The sequence below is a fragment of the Streptomyces sp. NPDC090106 genome (assembly GCF_044747265.1).
In the GTDB taxonomy this organism is placed as follows: Bacteria; Actinomycetota; Actinomycetes; order Streptomycetales; family Streptomycetaceae; genus Streptomyces.
In genome coordinates this window covers 1-23,391 of the sequence record NZ_JBIVDS010000012.1, presented here as the reverse complement: position 1 = coordinate 23,391, position 23,391 = coordinate 1, and the positions used below count along the sequence as shown (strand labels likewise).

The following is a 23,391-nucleotide window of genomic DNA, read 5'->3' as shown; positions in this document are numbered from 1 at the left end:
AGCCCGTGTCCGAACCCGCGACCCTGCGCCCCCGGTCGTCGACGGCGCCCGCGCCCGCCGCGGCGGGGCTGGCCCTGCGCACCGGCGGCCTGGCGGCCTCGGCCGTCGGAACGGTCCTGCGTCTGTCCGACGCGCCCGGCATGACCGCGCTGGCGGCGGGCAGCCCGGCTCCCGAGACGTTCCCCGCGGCCGAGGTCGCGCACGCCGTCACCCAGGTCCTCGCGCAGCCCGACGCCCTTCAGTACGGGGACACCGAAGGGCTGTGGCCGCTGCGGGAGTGGATCGCCGACGACCTGAGCCGGCTGCTGGGCCGCCCGGTCGCACCCGACGCCACCGTCCTCGCCCACGGTTCGCAGCAGGCGCTCGACCTGGTGTGCAAGGCCGTTCTCGACCCCGGGGACGTGGTGGTCGTGGACCGGCCCAGCTATGTGGGCGCCCTCCAGGTGTTCCGGCTCTTCGAAGCCGACGTGGTGGCGGTCCCGTTGGCGACGGACGACGGCCTCAGCGCGCTGGAGGAGGCACTGCGCGGGGGCCTGCGGCCCAAACTGCTGTACGTCGTACCGAACTTCGCCAACCCGACCGGACTCAGCCTCTCCATGAGGCAGCGCGAGCGGCTGGTCGCCCTGGCGTCCCGGTTCGGCTTCCTGCTCGTGGAGGACGACCCCTACGCCGAACTCGCCTACGGGCAGGGCGGACCCGTGCTGCCGCCGCTGGCCGCGCTGTCGGCCGCGACGGTCCGCATGGGCAGCTTCTCGAAGACGCTCTTCCCGGCGGCGCGGCTGGGCCACCTGACCGCGCCGCCCGCACTGGTCTCCGTGCTGAACAAGGTGAAGCAGGCGGCGGACCTGGGGAACTCCACCTTCCTCGAACGGATCGTGCACGAACTGGTCCGGCCACCAGGGGCCTTGGCGGCGCGCCTCGCCGTGACCCGGGAGGTCTACCGGCGGCGGCGTGACGTCCTGGTCGGTTCGCTGCGCGAGGCGCTGGGCGAGCGGCTCCGCTTCGACGTGCCGGACGGCGGCTTCTTCCTGTGGGCGCGACTCGCCGACGGCGCCAGTGCCACCGCGCTGCTGCGCGAGGCGCTGCGGGAGGACGTCTCGTTCGTTCCCGGCCGGACGTTCTTCGCGCGGGACCCGGACGACAGCACCCTGCGGCTCTCGTTCTCCTGCGCCGCGCCCGAGGACATGGCCACCGCCGGGTCCCGGCTGGCCCGGGCCCTGGAACGGACCCCGCGGTGAGGGTCGTCCGCCTCGGCGACAGGCTCCCGTCGCTCGAGGAGGCCCCGTTCCCCGTGGCGGAGTTCCTGGCGCGGCCCCTGGTGGCCCGGCTGGCCACGGCCGGGCCGGTGGTCCGGCCGGTGTGGTTCCTGTGGGAGCAGGAGGCGTTCTGGGTGCTGACCGGGCCCTGGTCGCGTCTGGAGCGGCACCTGGCGGCCGATCCGGCGTTCGCGCTGACCGTCGACACCTGCGACCTGGTCACCGGCACGGTCCGGCAGGTCGTCGCCGACGGCACCGGGGAGGTGCTGCCCTTCGACACCGCGCGCGGGCGGCGCAAGCTGCGGCGCTATCTGGGACCGGACGAGGCGTCCTGGGACGCGCGGTTCAGCATGGCGGGCGACCCCGGCGACCGGGGTGTCCGCTGGGCGCGGCTGACTCCGCGCCGGCTGACGGTCAGGGACCAGTCCTTCCGGCCGTCGCCGGCCCGGGAGATCCCCGACGTGCGAACGGTCGAGGTGTGACGGTGACGGCGGACCGGGCGACGCGCGAGGCGGGGGAGGCATGGACGTACCGTCGTGTCCTGCGCGGCGGACGGCTGCCGGTGTTCCTCGCCGGGGACCTGGTGTCGAACCTGGGCGACGGCATGCTGCTGAGCGCGCTGCCGCTGCTGGCGCTGCGTGTGCGGGGCGAGACCTCGGCGGCCGTGGCCGTCTCGCTCGTCGAGAGCGCCCCGTACGTCCTGGGGACCGCGTTCGCCTTCGCCGTCGGGCTGAGCAAGGCGCGGATCCCGCCGCGGGCGCTGGTCGTCTGTGACTGTCTGCTGCGGTCGGCGCTGTTCACCGGCCTCGGTGTGCTGGCCCTGTGCGACCGGCTGACGCTCGTGCCGCTCGTCCTCGCCCTGCTGTGCGGTTCGGTCCTGCGGATGACCGCGCTGAGCAGCCGTCGGCTGATCGCGACGGCGCAGGTGGACCCGGCGGGACGGCTGGCGGTGAACTCCCTGCTGGGCACGACGAGCAATCTCGCGCTGTACGCCGCCGGCCCCTTCCTGGGCGGGGTCCTGGCCGCGGCCACCGAGCCGGGCTGGGCGCTCGTGTTCGACGGGGTCAGTTTCCTCGTGCTGCTGGGGGCGGTGCGGCTGGCCGTTCCGCCGCGCGCCGGGTCCGTGGAGGGGACGACGCTGCCGGCGTCCGGCTGGAGCGTGCTGGGCCGGGTGCCCGTCGCGGCCCGGCTGTTCGTCGTGGTGTTCTGCTTCAACCTGTTCTACATGCCGGTGGAGGTGGCGCTGCCGCTGCTGGTGGACGGCGGGCTCGGCGGCTCGGGCACGGCCCTCGGCGTGATCTGGGGCGGCTTCGGCGTCGGCGCGCTGGTGGGGGCTATGGCGACGAACGCGCTGCGGGCGCTTCCGCAGCAGCGGCTGCTGGTGGGGGTCATCGCGCTGTGGGCGCTGGTGCCCGGTCTGCTGGCGCTCGCGCCGTCGGTGCCCGTCGCGGCGGTCGTCTTCTTCGTCGGGGGTGTCGTGTACGCCCCGTTCGTGCCGGTCGTCTACACGTTCGTGCAGTCGGTGCTGGATCCGGCCGAGCAGCAGCCCGTGCTCACGTTGTGGGCGGCGGGCTCGGCGCTGGCCGGGCCGGTGGGGCTGCTGCTGGCGGGGCCCCTGGTGGTGGCGGCCGGTACCCGGGGCGCCCTGCTGGTGTCGACGCTGCTCACTCTCGCGCTGGTGCCGCTTGCCGGAGCCCGCCTGCGCGATCGCCGTTCCGTACCGGCACCCAGGACCTGAAGGAGGCCCCCTCCACCGGGGAGGGGGCCGACGGGGAGGACCCGTCGACGTGAGGGGAGAACACCGTGCGGGGTTGGAACGCGGCCACCTTCGGCGACACCATGCCGGACTACGACCTCCAGGACTGGGCCGTCGCGACGGACGAGGCGGAGGCCACCGAGTTCCTCGCCGGGTACGCCAAGGACGGCAGCGCGCTCGAACTCGGCGTGGGGACGGGGCGGGTGGCGATCCCCCTGGCGGGCCGGGGTGTCCGCACGACGGGCATCGAGGGGTCGCGGGCGATGGCGGACCAGCTGGAGCGCAAGCTGTCCGGGGGCGAAGTGCGGGTCGTCGTGGGGGACTTCGCCGACGTCCCGGCCGAGGGTCCGTTCGACCTGGTCTACTGCGTCTTCAACACCTTCCTGCTGCTGCTCTCGCAGGAGCAGCAGGTGCGCTGCTTCCGGCGCGCCGCCGAAGTCCTCGCCCCGGGCGGGGTGTTCGTGCTCCAGCTGTCGGTGCCCCAGCCCTATCTCCTGACGGACCGCCAGTCGATGCACACGCTGAGCGTGGGCCTGGACCGGCTGGTCCTGTTCGCGGCCACCCATGATCCGGTGCACCAGCGGGTCGACCGTCAGCAGGTCGTCATGACCGAGGCGGGCAACCGTCTTCACCCCCTCGCCTACCGCTATGTGTGGCCGTCGGAGCTGGACCTGATGGGCGAACTGGCGGGGCTGCCCCTGTCCGGCCGCTGGGGCGGCTGGCAGGGCGAGCGGTTCACCGGGGCCGGAATGCACGTGTCCGTCTACCAGAAGCCCACGGGCTGACAGCGGGAGCTCTCATGGCGCACAGGTCCTCTCCCCCCTCACTGGCCGGGTTCGCCGGCCGGCCCCGGTCGGACACGGCCCCGCTCTCCTCCCAGCAGCGGCGCCTGTGGTTCGCCGGGGAGCTCGGTGAGGGCGGCGCCTACCATTCACCGTTCGTCTGGCGGCTGCGCGGCACGGTGGACGTCGCGGCCCTGGCGTCCGCCGTGGGGGACGTCCTGGAACGGCACGAGAGTCTGCGGACCGTCTTCCCGTCGGTGGACGGCGTACCGCGGCAGCGGGTCCTTCCGCCCGCGAGCGTCTTCTCGGTGGCCGCCACGACGGAGAGCCGACTGGCCGCCGATGTGGGCGGGTTCGTCCGGGTCCCCTTCGACCTGGCGGCCGATGCGCCGGTCCGGGTGAGGCTGTTCACCGTGGCGCCCGGGGAGAGCGTGCTGGCGCTCTCGTTCCACCACATCGCGGTGGACCGCTGGTCCCTGGGCCCGTTGCTGCGCGACCTGCGCCACGCCTACCGGGCCCGGTGCGAGGGAGCGGAGCCGGGCTGGGCGGACGTCCAGGTCAGGTACCAGGACTACGCGCGCTGGCAACGGGCCTGCCTGGGCGAGGAGTCGGACCCGTCGAGCACGGCAGCCCGGGAGCTGGCGTTCTGGGAGAAGACGTTGCGCGGTCTGCCCGACGAGGTACCGCTCCCGGTGGACCGGCCGAGGTCGGGCCGGGCGGCGGCTCGGTGCGGGTCGGTGCCCGTGACCGTCGACGCCGCGACGCACCGGCGGGCCGTGGACCTGGCGCGGGAGCAGCGCACGAGTCTCCTCGTGGTCGCCCTCGCCGCGTGGGCGGGCACCCTGACCGGGCTGGGCGCGGGCCCGGACGTCCCGGTGGGCACGCCGGTCACGGGCCGGAACGACACCGCGCTCGACGAGGTCGTCGGCTTCTTCGTGAACACGCTCGTCCTGCGCGTGGACACCTCCGGTGACCCCACGTTCCGGGATCTGCTCGGGCGGGCGCGTGAGGTGCTCCTGGATGCCGTGGACCATCAGGAGCTGCCGTTCGAGCGGCTGGTGGAGGCGCTGAACCCGCCCCGCGTGCTCGGCAGGCATCCCCTCTTCCAGACCATGGTGACGCTCAACGACGGCGTCGAGGGCGGCCTGGAGCTGCACGGGCTGCGGGACGAGGCCCTGCCGGTGGAGCTGGAGGAGGCCAAGTTCGACCTGGCCCTGCACGTGCGGGAGCGCGGGAGCCCGCGGGCCCCGTCCGGCATGGCGGGTGCGCTCCAGTACTCCCGCGAGCTCTTCGACCGGTCGACCGCGCTGCTGCTGGCGGAGAGCTGGCAGCGGTTCCTGACCCGTGCGGTCGGTGATCCGGGTCTACGGCTGGCGGAGGTCGGCCTCCCGGGACGCGCGACGCCCGGGCGCCCGGACCGGCCGGACGGCGAGCGGGCGCCCGGCGTCGAGGCCGGGGCGGGGCCGTCCGGTCCGGTGTCCCGGTCGCGGGGCCCGGCGGCAGCGGTTCCGTCACGGAGCCCGGCGCTCCCGTCACCCGGTCCGGCATCCGACGGGGTGTCCGGCCTCGACGAGGACGAACAGACCCTGGCCGCTCTCTTCGCCACCGTCCTCGACGTCCCGTCGGTCGGTCGTGACGACGACTTCTTCGTCCTCGGCGGACACTCCCTGCTGGCCACCCGGCTGATCTCGCGCGTCAACAGGACCTTCGGGACCGCTCTCGCGGTGCGGACCCTGTTCGAGCAGGCGACGGTCGGCGGCCTCGCCCGGGCCGTCCGGCGGGCCTCGCCCGAGGCGGCTCCGCGTGCCGCCTCCTCCGGGTCCGGGCCTCGCGCCGATGACGTACCGCTGTCCTTCGCGCAGCAGCGGCTGTGGTTCCTGGACCAGCTCACGCCCGGTCGCCCCACGTACAACATCCCGAGCGCGGTGCGTCTGCGCGGCGGCCTCGACACCGAGGCGCTGTGCGCGGCGCTGAGTGCGCTGGTCGCCCGGCACGAGGCCCTGCGCACGGTGTTTCCCACGACGGGCGGACGCCCCCGCCAGGAGGTCCGGGCGCCTCGACCCGTCGAGCTGCCCGTGACCGACCTGTCCGCGTCACCCGATCCGCTCCGCGCCGCCCATGAGGCGGTGACGGCCGACGGGGCGCGGCCGTTCGGCCTGCGCTCGGGACCGCTGCTGCGGGTGTCGCTGTACCGGCTCGGGCCGGACGACCACGTGCTGGGCCTGGTGGTGCACCACATCGTCTTCGACGCGTGGTCGGACAGCGTCCTGTGGCGTGAACTCGGCTTCCTGTACGCGGCGTTCGCCTCGGGCGAGTCCCCCGAGCCGACGCCTCTGCCCCTCCAGTACGCCGACTTCGCCGTCCGGCAGCGGCAACGGCTGGAGAGCGGACCCCTGACGGAGCAGGCGGCGTACTGGCGCGCACGGCTGGCGGACCTGCCCGACTCGCTGGACCTGCCGACCGATCACGAGCGACCCGCGCTCGCCGGACAGCACGGCGCGACGGTCGCCTTCGAGGTCCCCGCACCGATCGCCGACCGGCTGCGCGACCTGGGACGCGCCCACGACGCCACCCTGTTCATGACCCTGCTGGCCGCCATGGGCGTCCTCCTGTCGCACACCGCTCAGAGCAACATCGTCCCCCTCGCCACCCCCATCGCCGGCCGGACCGAGCCCGAACTCGAAGACCTCATAGGGTTCTTCGTCAACACGCTGGTCCTGCGGGCCGACTGCACCGGCGACCCGACCTTCACGGAACTCCTGCGCCGCACCCGGGAGAGCGCGCTGGACGCGTACGCGCACCAGGACCTGCCCTACGCACGGCTGGTGGAGGAGCTGTCACCGCAGCGCGACCTGGGCCGCGTCCCCCTCGCCCCGGTCATGTTCCAGCTCCTCAACACACCGGTCGAGACGGTGCGGTTGAAGGGGCTGCGCGCGGAGAGGCTGGACATCGCCTCCGCCACCACCCGGTTCGACCTCGAATGCCATCTGGTCGACCGGGACGGCCCGCTCACCGGCCATCTCGTCTACCGCACCGACCTGTTCGCCCCCGAGCGCGTCGAGGCGATGGCCCGCCGCTTCCAGCACCTGCTGTCCTCGGTCGCCATGCGGCCCGACACCCGGCTGGCCGACCTCGACCTGTGCCTGCCGGACGAACACGCCCGCATCCGGCACTGGAACGACACCGACGCCCCGCTCCCCCGCACGACGCTCCCGGAGCTGCTCGAACAGCAGGTGGCCCGCACCCCGGACGCCGCCGCGGTCACCTTCCACGACACCACGCTGACCTACGCGCAGCTCAACCTCCGGGCCAACCGGCTCGCCCACCGCCTGCGCGCGCTCGGCGCGGGCCCGGGAGAGCTGGTGGCGCTCGCACTGCCCCGCTCCCTGGACACGGTCGTCGCGCTGCTCGCCGTACTGAAGTCCGGTGCCGCGTATCTGCCGCTCGATCCGGACTATCCGGCCGCGCGCCTCGCCCATATGCTCGCCGACGCCCGCCCCGCGGTGCTGCTCACCACGCGCTCGCAGCGCGACACGGTCCGCCCGGGCGACCTCGGCACCCCCGCCCTCACCGTCGTCGTGGACGATCCGGCGCTCACGGACGGTGCCTCCTCGGCCGATCCGGACCATGCGGGACTCGACCCGTGGGAGCTGGCCTACGTCCTGTACACCTCGGGTTCGACGGGCACCCCGAAGGGTGTCGCCGGGACGCATCTGGGGATGGTCAACCGGTTGCTGTGGTTCGGGCGCGCCTTCCCGATCCGGACCGGTGACGTGATGTGCGCCAAGTCGTCGATGAACTTCGTGGACGGCTCGACGGAGATCCTGTGCATGCTGGCGCACGGAGGTCACGTCGTGCTGGCCGACGCCGAACAGGCCGGGGATGTCGTCCGGTTGACCGAGCTCCTCGCCGAACGGCGGGTCGGGCGGGTCATGATGGTGCCGAGCATGCTCGCCGCGCTGCTCGACGCCGGTCCGCCGGCCGAGCGTCTGGCCGCGTGCACGCTGTGGATCGCCGACGGCGAGGTCCTCCCGCCCGCGCTGGCCGAGCGGTTCGCGCGGACCCTGCCCGGTGCCCGGCTCGTCAATTTCTACGGGGCGACCGAGGTCAGCGGCGACAGCGTGTTCCAGCCGGTGACCGGACCCCACGAGCGGGCCGTGCCCATCGGGCGCCCCATGGACAACACGCGCGTCCATGTCCTGGACCGCAGGCTGCGTCCGCTGCCGCCCGGCGCCGAGGGTGACCTGTATCTGGCGGGCGCAGGGGTGGCCCGGGGGTATCTGGGACGGCCGGGGTTCACCGCCGACCGGTTCCTCCCCGATCCGTTCGGGGCGCCCGGGGCGCGCATGTACCGCACCGGGGACCGTGCCCGCTGGTCGGCGCGCGGGGTGCTGGAGTTCGCCGGGCGGGCCGACCACCAGGTCAAGGTGCGCGGGGTGCGCGTCGAGTGCGGAGAGGTCGAGACGGCGCTGCTCGCGCACCCGGCGGTGCGGGGTGCGGTGGTCGTCGCGCGCGGGCAGGGACCTGCCGCACGTCTCGTCGCGTACGTGACCGCCGCGCCGGACGCTCCGCCGCCCGGCTCCGGGGAGTTGCGCGCGCATCTGCGGACTCTGCTGCCCGAGCACTCCGTTCCGTCGGTGTTCGCGGTCCTGGACGCGCTGCCCGTGAACGCCAACGGCAAGCTGGACCGGTCCGCGCTGCCCGAACCGGACACCGCGCCCCTCGGGCCCGGGACGGGACGCGTCGCCCCGCGCGGCTCCGTCCAGGTGACGGTCGCCCGGATCTGGGCGGACGCCCTGGGGCGTGCGGAGGTGGACGCGCACGACGACTTCTTCCAACTGGGCGGGCATTCGCTGATGGCCCCCCGGGTGGTGGCGGCGATGCGAGAAGCGCTGGGCGGCGCGGAGATCCCGCTGCGTCTGCTCTTCGAGGAGCCGACCGTCGCGGGCATCGCCGCCCGGATCGAGACGGCACGAGACCACGGGCCCGAAGCGGAAGCCGCCCCCGGACCTCGGCGAAGGCACAGGTGATCGCACATGACCGCATCGACCGACGACGACCCCTTCGACCGCTACGCGGTGGTCGTCAACGACGAGGAGCAGTACTCCCTGTGGCCCACCACGAAACACCTGCCGGCGGGCTGGACACCCACCGGCTTCGAAGGGAGCAGGCAGGAGTGCGTGGACCACATCGACGTGGTGTGGACGGACATGCGTCCGCGCGGTGTGCGCGAGCGCGCCGGAGAGTGAACGGCCGGACCACCGGCGTCTGCCGGGGGAAGGAAGGCACATGGAAGCCGCAGCGAGTCGTCCGGCCGGTCCCGCTCCGTACCGCGCCTACGGGCCGAGGAACCTCGACCGGGTGGCCGCCCGCTACGGACTGTCCGACAGCGTGCGCGCGACCGTCGAGCGCTTCTCCCTGGTCCTGCCCTTCCGGGTGAACGACTACGTCCTGTCCGAACTCATCGACTGGTCCGACGTGCCGGCCGATCCCCTGTTCCAACTGGTCTTCCCGCAGCCGGGAATGCTGTCCGCCCCGCAGGAACGCGCGCTGGCCGAGGTCGCGTCCCGGGCGCCGTCGGACCGGCTGCGCCTCGACACGGTCCGCCGGATCCGGGCGGCCCTCAACCCTCACCCCGGGGGCCAGCGCGAGCTCAACGTCCCGCTCACGGAGGGCGAGCGGCTGCCGGGCGTCCAGCACAAGTACCGCGAGACGGTGCTCTACTTCCCGGCGCAGGGCCAGAGTTGCCATGCCTACTGCACGTACTGCTTCCGGTGGGCGCAGTTCGTGGACGACACGGAGCTGCGGTTCGCCGCTCCCGGCCCGGAGCGGCTGGTGTCCTATCTCCGGCAGCGCCCCGAGGTCAGTGACGTCCTGGTGACCGGTGGCGATCCGCTGATGATGGCGGCCGAACCGCTGCGCCGCCATCTGATGCCGCTCCTCGACGTGGGGACCGTCCGTACGGTGCGGATCGGGACGAAGGCGCCGGCGTACTGGCCCGCCCGGTTCGTCACCGACCGGGACAGCGACGACGTCCTGCGGCTGTTCGAGGCGGTGACCCGTACCGGCCGGACGCTGGCCGTGATGGCGCACTTCAGCCATGCGCGGGAACTCACGACGGACCTCGCGCGCCGTGCGCTGGAGCGGATCCGGTCCACAGGGGCGGTCGTCCACTGCCAGGCGCCCCTGGTCGCGCACGTCAACGACACCGTGGAGGCGTGGACGCGGTTGTGGCGGGCGGAGAGCGCGGCGGGTGCGGTGCCGTACTACATGTTCGTCGCCCGTGACACGGGCCCGCACCGCTACTTCGAGGTTCCGCTGGCGCGGGCCGTGGAGCTGTTCCGGCAGGCCTACCAACGGCTTCCGGGTCTGGCCCGGACGGTTCGCGGACCGGTGATGTCGACGTCCGCCGGGAAGATCGTGCTGGACGGCGAACTCGCCCTTCCGCACGGCCGGTTCTTCCAGTGCCGGCTGGTGCAGGCCCGCGATCCAGGGCTGGTGGGCCGTCCGTTCCTCCTCCACCACGACGACGGCGCCGCGTGGATCGACGGACTCCGCCCGGACAAGACGACGGTACCGGCGGACATCGCCGCCGCACTGCACGCGGACACGGCCTCGCCCGAGGACCCGGGGCTCCGTACCGCCCCGGCGGCGAGCGGCGGCCCCGCACGGCCCGGCCGTCCGGCAGCCGCCCCGCTCCTCGGCACCGCCGCACAGGCACATCCCGTCGCCGTAGAACCGTTGGAGGGCCGATGAACGGCGAGACCACCCCCACGGCCCCGGTGGATCCGGGACCTGCCCGGACCTGGCGGGTCTCCCCCAACCTGGCCCTGGACCGTGTCGTCGCCGAACGGCGGGCCGCCGGGGAACCGCTGGTGCACCTCGGCTTCGGCGAGGCCCGGTTGCCCGTACTGCCCGAACTCGTGGAGCGCCTCACGGCCGGTGCCACCCGCACCCACTACGGCGAGGTCGCGGGCGACGCGGCCGTCCGCCGCGGCGGGGCCGCCTACTTCGCGCGCCGGGGGCTGCCCACCAGGCCCGGACAGGTGGTCCTCGCCCCGGGATCGAAACCCCTGCTGGCGGCACTCTTCGCCGCCCTCGACGGCGATGTCCTGCTGCCGAACCCCAGTTGGGTGACGTACGCGCCGCAGGCCACGCTGTTCGGCCGCCGGGTCCACCGGATCCCGATCCCCGACCGGTGCGGCGGCGTGCCCGAACCCGAGGCGCTGCGGCAGGTGCTGCACGGTCTGCGCCGCGCGGACGGAGGCACCCGGGCGGGCGCGTTGGTCCTGACGGTCCCCGACAACCCCACCGGCACGACCGCCGCTCCGGATCTGGTCCGCGAGGTGTGCGAGCTCGCCGGGGACGAGGGGGTGACCGTCCTGTCCGACGAGATCTACCGGGATCTCCCGCACTCCCCGGACCGGCCTTTTCTCAGCCCCGCCTCGGTGGCCCCCGAGCACACGGTGGTCCTCACCGGGCTCAGCAAGAGCCTGGCGCTGGGGGGTTGGCGGATCGGGCTGGCCCGCTTCCCGGCCGGCTCCCGCGGGCGCCGCCTCCGTGACCGGGTGCTCTCGGTGGCCAGCGAGATCTGGTCGACACCCCCCGGCCCGATGCAGGAGGTGGCCGCGTACGCCCTGGCCGAACCACCCCCGGTCCGGGCACGGTTGGCCGCCTCCGCACGTCTGCACGGTGTCGTCGCAGCCGCGGTGCACGCCCTCCTGGTGGCGCACGGCGCCCGGTGCCGTCCTCCCGACGCGGGCTTCTACGTGTACCCGGACTTCGAGCCGTTGCGCGGGGAGCTCGCCCGGCACGGCGTGCGGGACTCCGCATCCTTCCAGGAGCACCTGCTCAAGCAGGCGGGAGTCGCCGTCCTCGGCGGCCACCACTTCGGAGACACCGCGACGGCCCTGCGCTTCCGCGCCGCCACGAGCATGCTCTACGGCGAGGACGCGGAGCAGCGGACAGCCGCACTCCACTCGGCCGATCCGCTGCGGCTTCCGTGGATCGCCGGACAGCTGCGCGCCCTGGACGCCGCGTTCGCCGCCCTGTCGTCACCCGGAGGCCGATCGCGCTCCCCGCACCGGAGGCCGGCATGAGCCTGCCGCCGCTCCGCCGTCTCTCCGGCCCGCGCGCGACCGGCGCCGACATCGTCTGCTTCCCGTATGCCGGAGGCGGGCCCAGCGTGTTCAGGCAGTGGCCCGACGCACTGTCCGCGGCGGGGACCGTCCGGGCGGCCCATCTGGCAGGACGGGAAGGCCGCTTCCACGTCCCGCCGACGACCGATCTGAAGGAGCAGGTCACCGAACTGACCCGCGCGGTTGCGGTGTTGGCACCGGACCGGCCTCTTGTGCTGTACGGGCACAGTCTGGGGGCGACCCTGGCCGCGCACGTGGCGCAGGAGGTCTTCCCGTCGAGGTCCGCGCCGTCGCTCCTCGTGGTGGCCGCCCGCGTCCCGCCGTGGGCGGATCCCGCGCCCTTCCCCACGGACGAGCGGCCGACCGAGGCGTGGACGGACGACGAGGTCCTCGCCTCCTTCCGCTGGGCCGGAGGCATCGACAGCGCGCTGTCGCACGACCGGGAACTGCGCGAGGTGGTGATGCCCGTCCTGCGGGCCGACGCGATGCTCGCCGGGGACCGGCAGTACCTGGGCGAACGGGCCGTCGACAGCCCGGTGCTGGCGCTGTACGGGACGGACGATCCGATCGCGGACGCGGAGCGCACGGCGTCCTGGCGCCGGTTCACCACCGGCGACTTCACCCACGCGCCCGTCTCGGGCGGACATCTGTTCGTGAACACGCACGGCACCCAGGTCACCGCGCGGGTGGCGAAGGCCCTCGGCCGGCTGACCGGGCCTTTCGACTCCGACCGAGGGGACGCCCCAGGATGACCGGCGGCCTCCCCCTCCACCCCGCGCACCGACACCGTCCGGCCCGCCACGACCCGCCAACGCCTTGCGAGGAGCCATGCCGTCCGACCACGTCACCCTCGTCTGCCTCCCCTTCGCCGGAGCGGGAGCGAGCTTCTTCCGCGCCTGGCGGAAGCTGCCGTCACCCGGCGTGGAGGTCGCGCCCCTCCAACTGCCGGGACGTGAGGAGCAGTTCCACCGGAGTCCGTTCACCGATGTCGCCGACGCCGTGAAGGAACTGACACCCCAGGTCCTCGAACGGACCGCGCACAGCTCACGGGTCGCCCTGTTCGGGCACAGCCTCGGCGCGGTCCTCGCCTACGAGGTGGCCCGCGAACTCGAACGCGGCGGGCACCCCGCCTTCGGCCATCTCGTCGTCAGCGGTTCCCCGCCGCCCTGGGCGGGACGGCGGGAGCGGACCGTCGCCGTCGACGACGAGGAGTTCCTGCGACGGGTGCAGGACTTCGCCGGTTACCGCCACGAGGCCTTCGACGACCCCGACCTGCGCGAACTGCTCCTGCCCACACTGCGCGCCGACGTCACGATGCACGAGAGCTACCGGCCCTCCGACCGCCGGCCCCTGGCCGTCCCCGTGACCGTGCTGCGCGGCGCCGAGGACACCCTCGTCTCCCGCGAGGAGGCCGAGGAGTGGCGTCACGTCACCACGGGTCCCTTCACCTACACGGAGCCGCCGGGCGGACACATGTACCTCGCGGACACCGCGGACCCGGTGCTGCACGCCGCAGCCGCGGGCACACCAGCCGTGAACCGGGGCGAGGGAGACGGGCCATGACCCTCAAGGGCAGGACCGCCCTCATCACGGGCGCGGCGCGGGGGCTGGGACGTGAGTGCGCGGTCCGGTTCGCGCGGGAGGGCGCCGATCTGCTGCTCCTCGACATCGCCCGGGACCTGGCCGAGGTGCCCTACCCGCTGGGCTCGGGCGGGCAGTTGGAGCACACCGCCGCGTTGTGCCGACTCCACGGAAGCGCCGTCGTGGTCGAACACGTCGACGTCCGTGACGCCGTACGGGTACAGGCCGTGGTCGACGGGGCACTGGACAGGTTCGGTGCGGTGGACGTGCTCCTCAACAACGCCGGGATCGCCGCCCCTTCGGGCCGTCCGGTGCATGAGATCGAGGAGGCCGAGTGGTCGCTCATGCTGGACGTCGACCTGTCGGGTGCCTGGCGTCTGACGAAGGCGGTGGCACCGGCGATGGTGGAGCAGCGGTGGGGCAGCATCATCAACGTGTCCTCGACCGCGGGCCTGGTCGGGTACCGGCACTTCGCCGGATACGTAGCCGCCAAGCACGGCCTGATCGGTCTGACCAGGGCCGCCGCTCTCGACTACGCGCCCCACCAGGTGAGGGTCAACGCCCTCTGCCCGGGCTCGGTGCGTGACGATCCCGTGGTCGAGGGCCGCATGCTCTCCGAGATCGCGCGCTCCCTCGACGTACCGACGGAGGACCACGCCGAGGCGTTCCTCCAGGGCCAGCCGATGCACGCCCTGATCGACCCCGCGACGGTGGCGGGAGCGGCGCTCTGGCTGGCCGGGGACGACTCGCTCCAGGTCACGGGGAGCGTCCTCACCGTCGACGGCGGCTTCACCGCGCGCTGAACGGAGTTACCGGCCGCCGACCCGCCGGACCGGCCTCGCCGCGTCCCGACCGCCCCTCCACCGCTGCCCGTTCACGACCGACCGGAGACATGCCATGACGACGAACGTCACCAGTTCGCGCGCTCCGCTCACCGACGGAGCGCGTGCGGCCGGACAACGGCAGCCCTTCGGACACCGCCCCCGCGCGCACGGGCGGGCCTGCCACAGCCTCGTGGTCCGCGTGCCCGGCGCCCTCGACGTGGCCCGGCTGCGCCACCACCTCGCGGTCGGGGCCGCCCGCACCTCCGTACCGGTCGATCCGCACCTCTGGGTCACGCCGGTGCCGACAGGGCACACGGACGTCCTGGCCCGGCAGCGCGCGCACGACGAGGCACGGCGTCCCATCGGCCCCGGCCGTCCTCCGGTCCGTGCCGTGGTGCTGGCCTACGCCGACGGCGTGGCCGATCTCGTCCTGGTGGCCGTCCGCTCGGAGCTGCCGTACCCGGCGCTGCGCCGGCTGGCGACACTGCTCCTGCTCGGGCCGTCGGCTACGGAGACGCCCGCGCTCGTCGCACCACGAGCCCCCTCGGCGGTCCCGTCCACGGCGAGTGCCGAATGGGGTCTCGGCGACCCTCGCCGCGCGGGGACGATCGGTGCCGTGCCGTTCACCGCGGGAGCCGAACGACGGCACCTGCTCGGCGCGTTGGCCCTGACACTGGCCCGCTACAGCCAGAACGGCCTGGTCGAGATCGGCACCATGGCACGGGACGGCGGCCCGTACCGCGGCCCTGAGGACGACGGCGGCTTCGTGCACCGCGTGACCGTCGACGAGGAGCAGCCCCTGTCCCGGCTCCTCGCGGAATGCGGCGCGGAGCCCGTGCCCGCCTCCGGCACGCCGGTCGTCGGTGTCGTGTTCGGCGACGCCGAGGAGACGGCGGCGTACCTCCCGTGTCTGGCACCGCTCTTCCCGCTCTCCCTGTACCTCACCCCGCGACCGGACGGAACGCTCGCGGGGACCTGCTGGTACGACGAGGGCGGCATCGCCCCGGAGATCGCCGCGCAGTTCTGCGCCCATGTCACGCAGTTCACGGCCTCGTTCGCCGAACTGCCCACCCCGGAACCGGTGTCGCACGTCCCGTTCCTGGCGCCGGACGAGACCCGGCGCGTCCTCGCACTCGGCGGAGCCGGCGGCCCGCACAGCACGAGCGAGCGGATCGACCACGCCTTCGCGGCGATGGCCCGCCGCCGACCGGACGGCGTCGCGCTGGAGGCTGACGGCACGGAACTGACGTATCGCCGACTCGACGACCGGGCCGACCGACTGGCGGCGGGGCTGCGCGCCCTCGGGGTGGCCCCGGGACACCGGGTGGGTGTCTGCCTCGATCCGGGGATCGCCCTCGTCCCGACTCTCCTCGCCGTCCTCAAGGCCGGCTGCGCCTATGTGCCCATGGACGTGCGGTATCCGCCGGAGCGCCTGCGGCACATCGTCGGGGACGCGGGCCTGCGGGTCGTGGTGACCACGACGGAGGGGTTCCCGGACGTCGACGGCGTACGGACCGTGACCCCGGACGAGTTGCTCACCGCTCGTACGGATCCGGCTCCGGGCGCCGCGTGTCCCGTCGAGTCCACGGCGGACGCGCGCTCGGACGCGTACGTGATCTACACCTCCGGGACGACCGGGCGCCCCAAGGGGGTGGCCGTGCCGCACAGTGCCGTCGGCGCCCTGGTGCGGGCGACGGTGGAGGACTTCGGCCTGTGCCCTGACGACGTCTGGAGCCTCTTCCACTCCAGCGCCTTCGACTTCTCCGTCTGGGAGATCTGGGGGTGTCTGCTGACCGGGGGCCGCCTGGTGGTCGCGCCGTACTGGGTCACCCGCGACCCCGACGAGTTCCACACGCTGCTGGCGACCCGGCGCGTCACCGTCCTGAACCAGACTCCCTCGGCGTTCGGTCCGCTCGTCCGCGCCGATCTGCGATCGGCCGACCGCCCGGCCCCCGAGCTGTCCGTGCGGCTGGTCGTCCTCGGTGGGGAGACGCTCCCCGCACGCGTGCTGGCGCCCTGGTTCGCGCGGCACTCCCCCAGCCGGTGCCGGGTGGTGAACATGTACGGCATCACCGAGACCACGGTGCACACGACCGCGCACACGATGACACCGCGCGACGTCCTGGACGACTCCCGTTCGGTGGGCCGCGCCCTGCCGGGCTGGTCCGTGTCGGTCCGCGACCGCTCGGGACGGCTCCTGCCGCCGGGTCCCACCGGCGAGCTCTGGGTGGCGGGAGCCGGGCTGGCGGACCGCTACCTGGGACAGCCCGACCTCACGGCCGACCGGTTCGGCGCCGACCCTCTCACCGGGGAACGCGCCTATCGCAGCGGCGACCTGGGGCGGCTCCGCCCGGACGGGCGGATCGACCACCTCGGCCGCTCCGACCACCAGGTGAAACTGCGGGGCCATCGGATCGAGCGGGAGGAGATCCGCGCCGTCCTGCTCGCCGCCCCCTCGGTGCACGAGGCGGCCGTGCTGGTACGGCAGGAGATCCCCGGCGATCCCGCGAGCAGCAGGATCGACGCATACGGCGTGCTGTCCGGGTCCGCCGATCCCCGTCACGTCCTGGCCGAGGCGGGCCGGTTCCTGCCCGACTACATGGTCCCGGCGACGTTCACGCCGGTGCCGTCGATGCCGCTCACCGCCAACGGAAAGCTGGACGCCTCACGGCTGCCGGTGCCCCTGTCCCCGATCCCCGCAGCCCGCCCGCACAGCGCGGAGCCCACCCCGGCGGACCCACAACACCCTTCGCCCGCGACCACCGTCGCGGAGGACGTCCTGGGCATCTGGAGTCGTCTCCTCAAGACGGACGTGGGGCCCGACGACAACTTCTTCGAGCTGGGCGGCAATTCGCTCCTGGTGGTGCGCGCCCTCTCCGAGCTGCAGAGGAGGCAGCTGCCGAAACCCTCGGTGCGGGAGTTCTACGACCACTCGACCGCGGCCCAGTTCATCCGCCTGGTCAGCGACCGGCGGGCGACCACCTGAGTCGGCGGGGCGGGGCGTCACGCGTCGAGTGCGGCGAGCCACTCCGTGAGCAGTTCGTTGACCTCGTCGGGGCGCTCCTGCTGGATCCAGTGGCCGCAGCCCTTCAGGAGACGGGAGGCGGACAGGCCGGGCAGGGTGGCGGGGTAGGCGTCGATGGCGTCGGACATCCAGGTGGTCGAGGCATCCAGGGCGCCGCCGACGAACAAGGAGGGCTGGCGGATCGGGGCTCCGCGGTACGGGGCGAGGTCCTCCCAGTCGCGGTCCATGCTGCGATAGCGGTTGAGCGCGCCGGTGATCCCGCTCCGCTCGAACTCCCCGGCGTAGAAGTCGAGTTCGTCCTCGCTCAGCCAGGACGGAAGCGTGTCGACGGGAAAGCGGTCGCGCAGCGAGCCGCCGGCGGCGACGAAGTGCGGGTCGGGGCGGCCCTCGGCAGGCATGGTGTCGGCGGACAGGGCCGCGTAGAAGCCCGCGAGCCAGCCCCGGACGTCGGGCTCGATCTCCGCCTCGGCGCGGCCGGGCTCCTGGAAGTAGCTGACGTAGAACTCCTGCTCGGGTCCGCCGATCAGGCCGAAGACGTCGGTGGGACGGGGACCGCCGGGCGGCGCGTACGGAACGCTCAGCAGGCCGACCGCGCGGAACACCTCCGGATGGATCAGGGCGGAGGTGGCGGCGATGTTGGAGCCCCAGTCGTGACCGACGACCACCGCGTTCTCCTCGCCCAGGGCGCGCACGACGGCGACGTTGTCCTCGACGAGGTCGAGCATCCGGTAGGCGTCGAGCGCGGCGGGCTTGGAGGAACGGCCGTAGCCACGCACGTCGATCGCCACCGCCCGGTATCCGGCGGCGGCGAGGGCCGGGAGCTGGCGCCGCCAGGAGTACCAGGACTCGGGGAAGCCGTGGACGAGGAGGACCAGTGGGCCGGTGCCCTGTTCGACCAGGTGCAGGCGCCCGGCCGGGGACGGCACGGTGCGGTGGCGGAGTACGGCGGTCGGCTCGGGCTGCATGGGCTCTCCTCGGGTCGCGGGCGGACGCGGGTCCGTCCCGATCATGCGGCGCGGCGACGGTCCGACGCGATCGGGCTTGCCGATTCGGCAACAACGCAGGAGGAAGTCGCAGGAGGGGTGGGCGGAGGAGTGGGCGGAGGAGTGGGCGGAGTGACGGCCGTCGCGAGGAGATCCTTCGTCGGCAGGCCGCGGTCACGGAGTCAGCACCACCCTGCCGAACACCCTCCCCTCATCCATGTCACGGTGGGCGAGGGCCGCCTGGTCGAGCGGCAGCGTCCGGTGGACGACCGTGCGCAGCCCGCCCTTCGCCGCCTCGGCGAACTGGGCCGCCCGCACGGCCTGCCGGTCGGGTCCCGGCACGGTGTCGGAGCTGAAGGTGGCGAACGACAGCGACCTGCGGAAGCCGTCCATCAGCCGCATCCCGAAGTCCGCGGGAGGCTGCCCGCCGACGACACCGACGGCCACGTACCGCCCGCCGGGGTTCAGCCTGTCCAGGAAGCCGGGAAGGCCGGGACCCGCGACGACGTCGATCACCACGTCGAAGCCCGGCAGCGCGTCGGAGCCGCCGTCACCGGAGCGGTCGAGGACATGGGTCGCGCCCAAGTCGCGCAGGCGGGCGCCGCGTTCCGCCGAGGAGGTGGTGACCGCCACCGCGCCCGCACCGCCCCGGGCCGCGAGCTGGACGGCCGTGATCCCGATGCTGCCCGCGGCGCCCCGCACGAGCACCGTCTCTCCGGGCGCGAGACGGGCGCGGTCCAGGGCGAAGTGGGCGACCACTCCGGAGCCGCCGAGGGCCACCGCGTCCACGCCGGTCAGCCCGTCGGGCAACGCGAGGACGTCCGCGACGGAGGCGACGGCGTGCTCGGCGTATCCGCCGGACAGGCCGGTGAACGCCCACACCCGCCGCCCCTTCCAGGAGGCGTCCACGCCCTCCCCCAGCGCGCTGACGGTTCCGGCCACCTCGCTGCCGAGGAGGTGGCCTTCCCTGAAGCCGTAGGCGGCAAGCGTTCCCCGGCGGATCACGGCGTCCACGCCGCCCACCCCGATCGCCTCGGTGGTGATGCGCACCTGCCCCGGGGCGGGCGGAGGTACGGGCACGTCGACGACCTCCAGGCCATCGGGGTCTCCGAACTCCCTGATCAGGACGGCCTTCATCACTGCTCCTCAGATGGGCCAAGGGAAAGGGTGCGCGGGGTGGCGCCAGCGCTTCCGGACCGTAACGGACGCACCCGTCCGTTTGGCTAAAGTGAGATGCCATGACCGCCGATCTGCCTCACACCGTGCGCTCCGACGCCCGCGAGAACCGGGCCCGCATCCTGGAGGCCGCCCGCGCGGTGTTCGGCGAGCAGGGTCTGGACGCGCCCGTGCGCGAGGTCGCCCGGCAGGCGGGCGTGGGCCCCGCCACGCTGTACCGGCACTTCCCGACCAAGCAGGCGCTGATCGCGGAGACCTTCGCCGAGCAGCGGCGCGCCTGCCGGACCGCCGTCCAGGACGCCCTCGCGGACCCCGACCCATGGCGCGGTTTCCGCGTCCTGATCGAGCAGATCTGCGAACTCCACGCTCACAGCAGGGGGTTCGCCGACGCCTTCATGACGAGCTACCCCGCCGCCATGGACTTCGCCGCCGACCGGGAACGGACCTCACGCGCGGTCGCCGAGCTGGCCCGCCGCGCGCAGCGGTCCGGCCGGCTCCGCCCCGACTTCGTCGCCGACGACCTGACCCTCGTGCTCATGGCCCACCGCGGCCTCCATGACGCTCCGCCCGCCGCCCGGCTCGCGGCCTCCCGCCGCTTCGCCGCCTACGTCATCGAGGCGTTCCGCACCCCGTCCGACCCGACGGCGCCCACGCCTCTCCTGGACGCGACGAGGCCGTCCCGACCCGACTGGCTGGGCGGCCGGTTCGCGCCGACGCCCGGTGCGTCGTAGGACGAGATGACCTCACGGACGGCCGCCGGACCGTCCGTCCCCGTCAAGTCGCCGCGTATCCGGGCACGGAGGGCCACCGGACGGTCAGTACGACCGACTCCTCCTCGGCGAACCACGAGTGATCGACCCCGCGCCCCCATACGACGTAGTCGCCCTGCTCCGCCAAGAGGACGCTACGGCCGGGCAGTTCGACGCGAAAGCGACCGCCAGCAGCCGCCCGGTGGCCCGCTCCACGCCCCGGCGGTACTCCGCCTGCGCCCGGTGACGTGACCGGTCCTCCGCCGGGAAGCCCATCTCCGGCCGTCGCCGCTCTCGTCGGTGTCCCCCGCTGCTACGTTCGCGGCAACGTCGGCGCGCCCGTGCCGACGGCCGTACGGGCAGGGGGAACCCGTGGGGAAGACAGCGGCTCCAAGCACCCTTCTCGGTCTCGCGGTCCTCGCATCCTTACTCGGCGGCACGGCTTGCTCCACCGGGGACGGGCCCGCACCTCACCGCAGCTCGCCTCCGGTTCCCGCCACGACGGCGACGGCCTCCGCCGGTCCCGGCGGCCCGGGGGCCACCGCGTCCGTCCCGGGCGCGGTGCTTCCCGGCGCCCTCGTAGGGTCCTGGCGCAGTATCGAGGAGAAGAACGACACCGCCACCATCGCGTACCGCTTCACCTCCGACGGCCGCTACAAGTACGCCGGTCTGGTCACCCAGCCGATCCCCGAGGGCATCTTCAAGATCACGTTCATCGCGGAGGGAACGGCCCGGGCCGAAGGCCGGAACCTCCTCCTGCGGCCCCTCACCGCCACCCGCTCCCGTGAGGACCCGCGCTCCCCACAGGACGACTACACCGATCAGCCCTCCTCGCTCGATCCCGAGCAGTACGTATGGGGAGTCTCGGACGGCACCCTGAGCCTGACCGGCAGCAACGGCAACACGGTCACGTACGAGCGGGTGCCGCAGTGACCTCGGACCCCGGGCGCTTCAGCCCTCGGATCCGGGTACAGATCGCCCTCATCACCGTCGTGACGGCGGCGACGCTCCTGGCGACCTGGCAGTTCAGCCAGGCAGGGGGCGCCTACCAGGACGCCGTACGGCAGGAGATCAAACGGCAGGCCGCGGTGCAGGAGGACGTGCGGCAGGTGTACGGCGTCGAGGGCCCCCAGGCGTTCCGCGTGGCCGTGGCCCGCGCCGAGACCGACGCGCTGACGCCACTGAAGAACGACGGACGGCTGGCCGCCTCCCAGTACACGATCGCCTCGGAGACCGGCTTCGTGCTGCGGAACTCGACCGGTTTCACCGAGTCGTCCTTCCGCCCGGGCCTCGGCTACGACCTGCCGCGTCGGCTCGGTGACCGCCAGGCCGCCTCCCCCGGGCTCTACGACCTGGACCCCGACGCCGCGCTCGGATCGGGGGACGGCTGGGCGGCCTGGGCACTGGGGTCCGTGCTGGTCGCCGTCGCCGCCGTGGTGGCGGCGCTCGTCGCGGCGAACGTCCTGCGTCCCGTGGCGTGGCGGCGGCCTCCCGTACCCGGTGCCCGCCGGGTCCTGCGCCGGCTCGAACTGATCCCGCAGCCCGCGACGGCACGACCCGCCTCCCGGCCGGCCGTGGGACTGCACCTGCTGATCGTCGCGCTGCTGTTCCTGCTGCCGCTCGGACAGGTCTACGCGGCCGGCAGCGAGCAGCGGGCACAGGCCGAGGCGGCGCGCCGCGCCGTGCAGGTGCGCACGGACATCGCGGTGAGCGGACAGTGGCAGGCGTTCCGGCTCCTGACCCGGCAGGAGGTCATCGCGACCGCGTTGCGGGCGGAGGCGCGGGAACTGGCGTCGCTCGATGCCCCGGATCCTGTGACCGCGGGCCAGGAGGCACGGCTGGCGGACGCGGAACGCGGCCTCGTGGCGACCGTCGGGGACATCTCGGCGTACATGGCCCGCCTCCCCGCCGGCGATGACGGGGTCGACGCGGTGGTCGTGAGCGCGTTGCGGGCCGATCCCTCGGACGAGCAGGCGCTCACGGTCGACCAGAACCACCAGGTGGACCTGGCGCAGCGGAGCGGCGACCGAGGCCTGCTGCTCGCGGTGGCGACGGCGTTCGCCGTGGTCGGCGAGGTCCTGGCCGCGTCGGCGCTGGTGGCCGGACGGCGACGGTGGCTGCTGTGGCCGTTGACGGCGGCGGCGGTGTCCCTGGTGCTCACCGCGACCGCCGGGTGGTGAACCGTCAGTCCTGCGGCCCCCACCCGAAGTCGATCTCCTGACTCGGCGGGACGGTGAAGGAGCTGCCGGCCCCGAGACCCACCGGGTAGAAGTTGTCCGTCTCCGTGCCGGGGTCGCCGTAGAACGCGAAGGTCTGGTAGACGCCGTCCGGAAGCCGGTACGTGTACGAGCCGTCGATCGCCGTGTACGTCTGGTAGAAGCCGGTGCGCGGCACGGTGTAGAAGGTGATCCGCACGCCCTCGACCGGGTTGCCCGAAGCGTCGACGACCACACCGGAGACGGTGTTCTGCCCGACGCCCGAGTTGTACCCGCCGTCGGTTCCCTCCTCGTCGAACCCCTCGCCCTGGCCGGACGTCGCCCCCTCGTCCGGGGATCCCCCGGTCGCCCCCGCGTCCGCCCCGCCGAGGTCACCGTCCAGGTCGTCCCTGCCGAAGTCCTCGCCGCCGGTGTCCTGCCGCCCCGAGCTCCGGTCCGCCGGGGTCGCGACGTCGTCGGGCGAGCCCCCGCAGGCGCTGAGGAGCGACAGGGTGCCGTACATGAGGACGACCAAGGTCCAGACGAGCGCCCACCGACGTGTCGGCCTGCCGCGTATCGGCTTCATACCGCCCCCCGCGTGTGCGGCTCACGTTCCTCGGCCGCGCATCGGCGGTCAATGCGCGGCGGACGACCTCGCCCACGAATACGCCGCTCGCCCCATCCTCGGGTCGGCCGACCGGAGGATGGGGCGAGCGGCGTACCGTCGGCCCGGCGCCGTCACCGTCGCGTACCGGACCCCCGGCGCCGGGGCCGTCACACGGGCGTCACGCCGCCGGGTGGAGGGCGCCGTGCAGGGTGCGGACGGCGAGCTCGATCGCGGCCTCGGCGGCGTGGGTCCCGCGCAGGGCGTTGAGCATCACGAAGTCGTGGATGATCCCCTGGAACCGCACCGCGGTCACCGCAAC

Annotated in this window: 18 protein-coding genes and 2 pseudogenes; 15 read left to right on the top strand and 5 right to left on the bottom strand. The window is 73.8% G+C overall.

Going from position 1 to position 23,391, the window contains the following annotated elements; all coding sequences use genetic code 11:
* The first annotated feature begins 5 nt into the window (after positions 1-5).
* The 12 genes from ACIPSE_RS33305 to ACIPSE_RS33250 all read left to right on the top strand — a co-directional run bounded on the left by ACIPSE_RS33305 (position 6) and on the right by ACIPSE_RS33250 (position 17,323).
* Positions 6-1,238: a PLP-dependent aminotransferase family protein gene (locus ACIPSE_RS33305; protein ID WP_401670042.1), complete on the top strand. Its 1,233-nt coding sequence runs from the start codon at positions 6-8 to the stop codon at positions 1,236-1,238.
* A gap of 53 nt (positions 1,239-1,291) precedes the next feature.
* A complete protein-coding gene (locus ACIPSE_RS33300) occupies positions 1,292-1,738 on the top strand; it encodes a pyridoxamine 5'-phosphate oxidase family protein (protein WP_401670039.1) in 447 nt (148 codons plus the stop codon).
* On the top strand, positions 1,735-2,994 hold the full coding sequence (locus tag ACIPSE_RS33295; protein ID WP_401670036.1) for an MFS transporter: 1,260 nt from the start codon (positions 1,735-1,737) through the stop codon (positions 2,992-2,994). The genes ACIPSE_RS33300 and ACIPSE_RS33295 overlap by 4 nt, the downstream gene beginning before the upstream one ends.
* 65 nt (positions 2,995-3,059) lie before the next feature.
* Positions 3,060-3,797 (top strand): class I SAM-dependent methyltransferase, encoded by a 738-nt coding sequence (locus ACIPSE_RS33290; RefSeq protein WP_401670033.1) that lies wholly within the window; start codon positions 3,060-3,062, stop codon positions 3,795-3,797.
* A 14-nt stretch (positions 3,798-3,811) separates the two neighbouring features.
* Positions 3,812-8,824 carry an amino acid adenylation domain-containing protein gene (locus ACIPSE_RS33285; protein WP_401670031.1) on the top strand — a complete coding sequence of 1,671 codons (5,013 nt, stop codon included), beginning with the start codon at positions 3,812-3,814 and terminating at the stop codon, positions 8,822-8,824.
* 6 nt (positions 8,825-8,830) lie between these two features.
* Positions 8,831-9,043, top strand: a complete 213-nt coding sequence (locus tag ACIPSE_RS33280) for an MbtH family protein (protein WP_401670029.1) — start codon at positions 8,831-8,833, stop codon at positions 9,041-9,043.
* A gap of 40 nt (positions 9,044-9,083) precedes the next feature.
* Positions 9,084-10,550, top strand: coding sequence for a KamA family radical SAM protein (locus ACIPSE_RS33275; RefSeq protein WP_401670028.1), 1,467 nt, complete (start codon positions 9,084-9,086; stop codon positions 10,548-10,550).
* Complete coding sequence (locus ACIPSE_RS33270; protein ID WP_401670026.1) at positions 10,547-11,893, top strand: pyridoxal phosphate-dependent aminotransferase; 1,347 nt, start codon at positions 10,547-10,549, stop codon at positions 11,891-11,893. The genes ACIPSE_RS33275 and ACIPSE_RS33270 overlap by 4 nt, the downstream gene beginning before the upstream one ends.
* On the top strand, positions 11,890-12,684 hold the full coding sequence (locus ACIPSE_RS33265; RefSeq protein ID WP_401670023.1) for a thioesterase II family protein: 795 nt from the start codon (positions 11,890-11,892) through the stop codon (positions 12,682-12,684). The genes ACIPSE_RS33270 and ACIPSE_RS33265 overlap by 4 nt, the downstream gene beginning before the upstream one ends.
* A 76-nt stretch (positions 12,685-12,760) precedes the next feature.
* Positions 12,761-13,495, top strand: coding sequence for a thioesterase II family protein (locus ACIPSE_RS33260; protein ID WP_401670020.1), 735 nt, complete (start codon positions 12,761-12,763; stop codon positions 13,493-13,495).
* Positions 13,492-14,316 carry an SDR family oxidoreductase gene (locus tag ACIPSE_RS33255; RefSeq protein ID WP_401670017.1) on the top strand — a complete coding sequence of 275 codons (825 nt, stop codon included), beginning with the start codon at positions 13,492-13,494 and terminating at the stop codon, positions 14,314-14,316. Before ACIPSE_RS33260 ends, ACIPSE_RS33255 begins: the two co-directional genes overlap by 4 nt.
* Positions 14,317-14,410: 94 nt before the next feature.
* Positions 14,411-17,323 (top strand): non-ribosomal peptide synthetase, encoded by a 2,913-nt coding sequence (locus ACIPSE_RS33250; RefSeq protein ID WP_401670014.1) that lies wholly within the window; start codon positions 14,411-14,413, stop codon positions 17,321-17,323.
* Positions 17,324-17,340: 17 nt separating this feature from the next.
* Here ACIPSE_RS33250 and ACIPSE_RS33245 read toward each other — a convergent pair whose 3' ends face one another.
* Positions 17,341-18,327, bottom strand: coding sequence for an alpha/beta fold hydrolase (locus ACIPSE_RS33245; protein WP_401670012.1), 987 nt, complete (start codon positions 18,325-18,327; stop codon positions 17,341-17,343).
* 192 nt (positions 18,328-18,519) lie between these two features.
* Complete coding sequence (locus tag ACIPSE_RS33240; RefSeq protein WP_401670009.1) at positions 18,520-19,482, bottom strand: zinc-binding dehydrogenase; 963 nt, start codon at positions 19,480-19,482, stop codon at positions 18,520-18,522.
* Positions 19,483-19,583: 101 nt separating this feature from the next.
* Between ACIPSE_RS33240 and ACIPSE_RS33235 the strand changes: the two genes are divergently transcribed.
* A complete protein-coding gene (locus ACIPSE_RS33235; protein WP_401670007.1) occupies positions 19,584-20,252 on the top strand; it encodes a TetR/AcrR family transcriptional regulator in 669 nt (222 codons plus the stop codon).
* Positions 20,253-20,295: 43 nt separating this feature from the next.
* Here ACIPSE_RS33235 and ACIPSE_RS33230 read toward each other — a convergent pair.
* Positions 20,296-20,457: pseudogene (locus ACIPSE_RS33230) on the bottom strand (signal peptidase I); the annotation flags it as partial.
* A gap of 185 nt (positions 20,458-20,642) precedes the next feature.
* Between ACIPSE_RS33230 and ACIPSE_RS33225 the strand changes: the two are divergent.
* Together ACIPSE_RS33225 and ACIPSE_RS33220 are read left to right on the top strand one after the other, a co-directional pair.
* On the top strand, positions 20,643-21,203 hold the full coding sequence (locus tag ACIPSE_RS33225) for a hypothetical protein (RefSeq protein ID WP_401670004.1): 561 nt from the start codon (positions 20,643-20,645) through the stop codon (positions 21,201-21,203).
* Positions 21,200-22,450, top strand: a complete 1,251-nt coding sequence (locus tag ACIPSE_RS33220) for a hypothetical protein (protein WP_401670002.1) — start codon at positions 21,200-21,202, stop codon at positions 22,448-22,450. The genes ACIPSE_RS33225 and ACIPSE_RS33220 overlap by 4 nt, the downstream gene beginning before the upstream one ends.
* Positions 22,451-22,454: 4 nt before the next feature.
* On the opposite strand, the gene ACIPSE_RS33215 is transcribed toward ACIPSE_RS33220, so the two are convergent.
* Positions 22,455-23,051: a carboxypeptidase-like regulatory domain-containing protein gene (locus ACIPSE_RS33215; RefSeq protein WP_401669999.1), complete on the bottom strand. Its 597-nt coding sequence runs from the start codon at positions 23,049-23,051 to the stop codon at positions 22,455-22,457.
* Between the two features lie 199 nt (positions 23,052-23,250).
* Positions 23,251-23,391 (bottom strand): annotated as a pseudogene (locus tag ACIPSE_RS33210) (esterase); the annotation flags it as partial.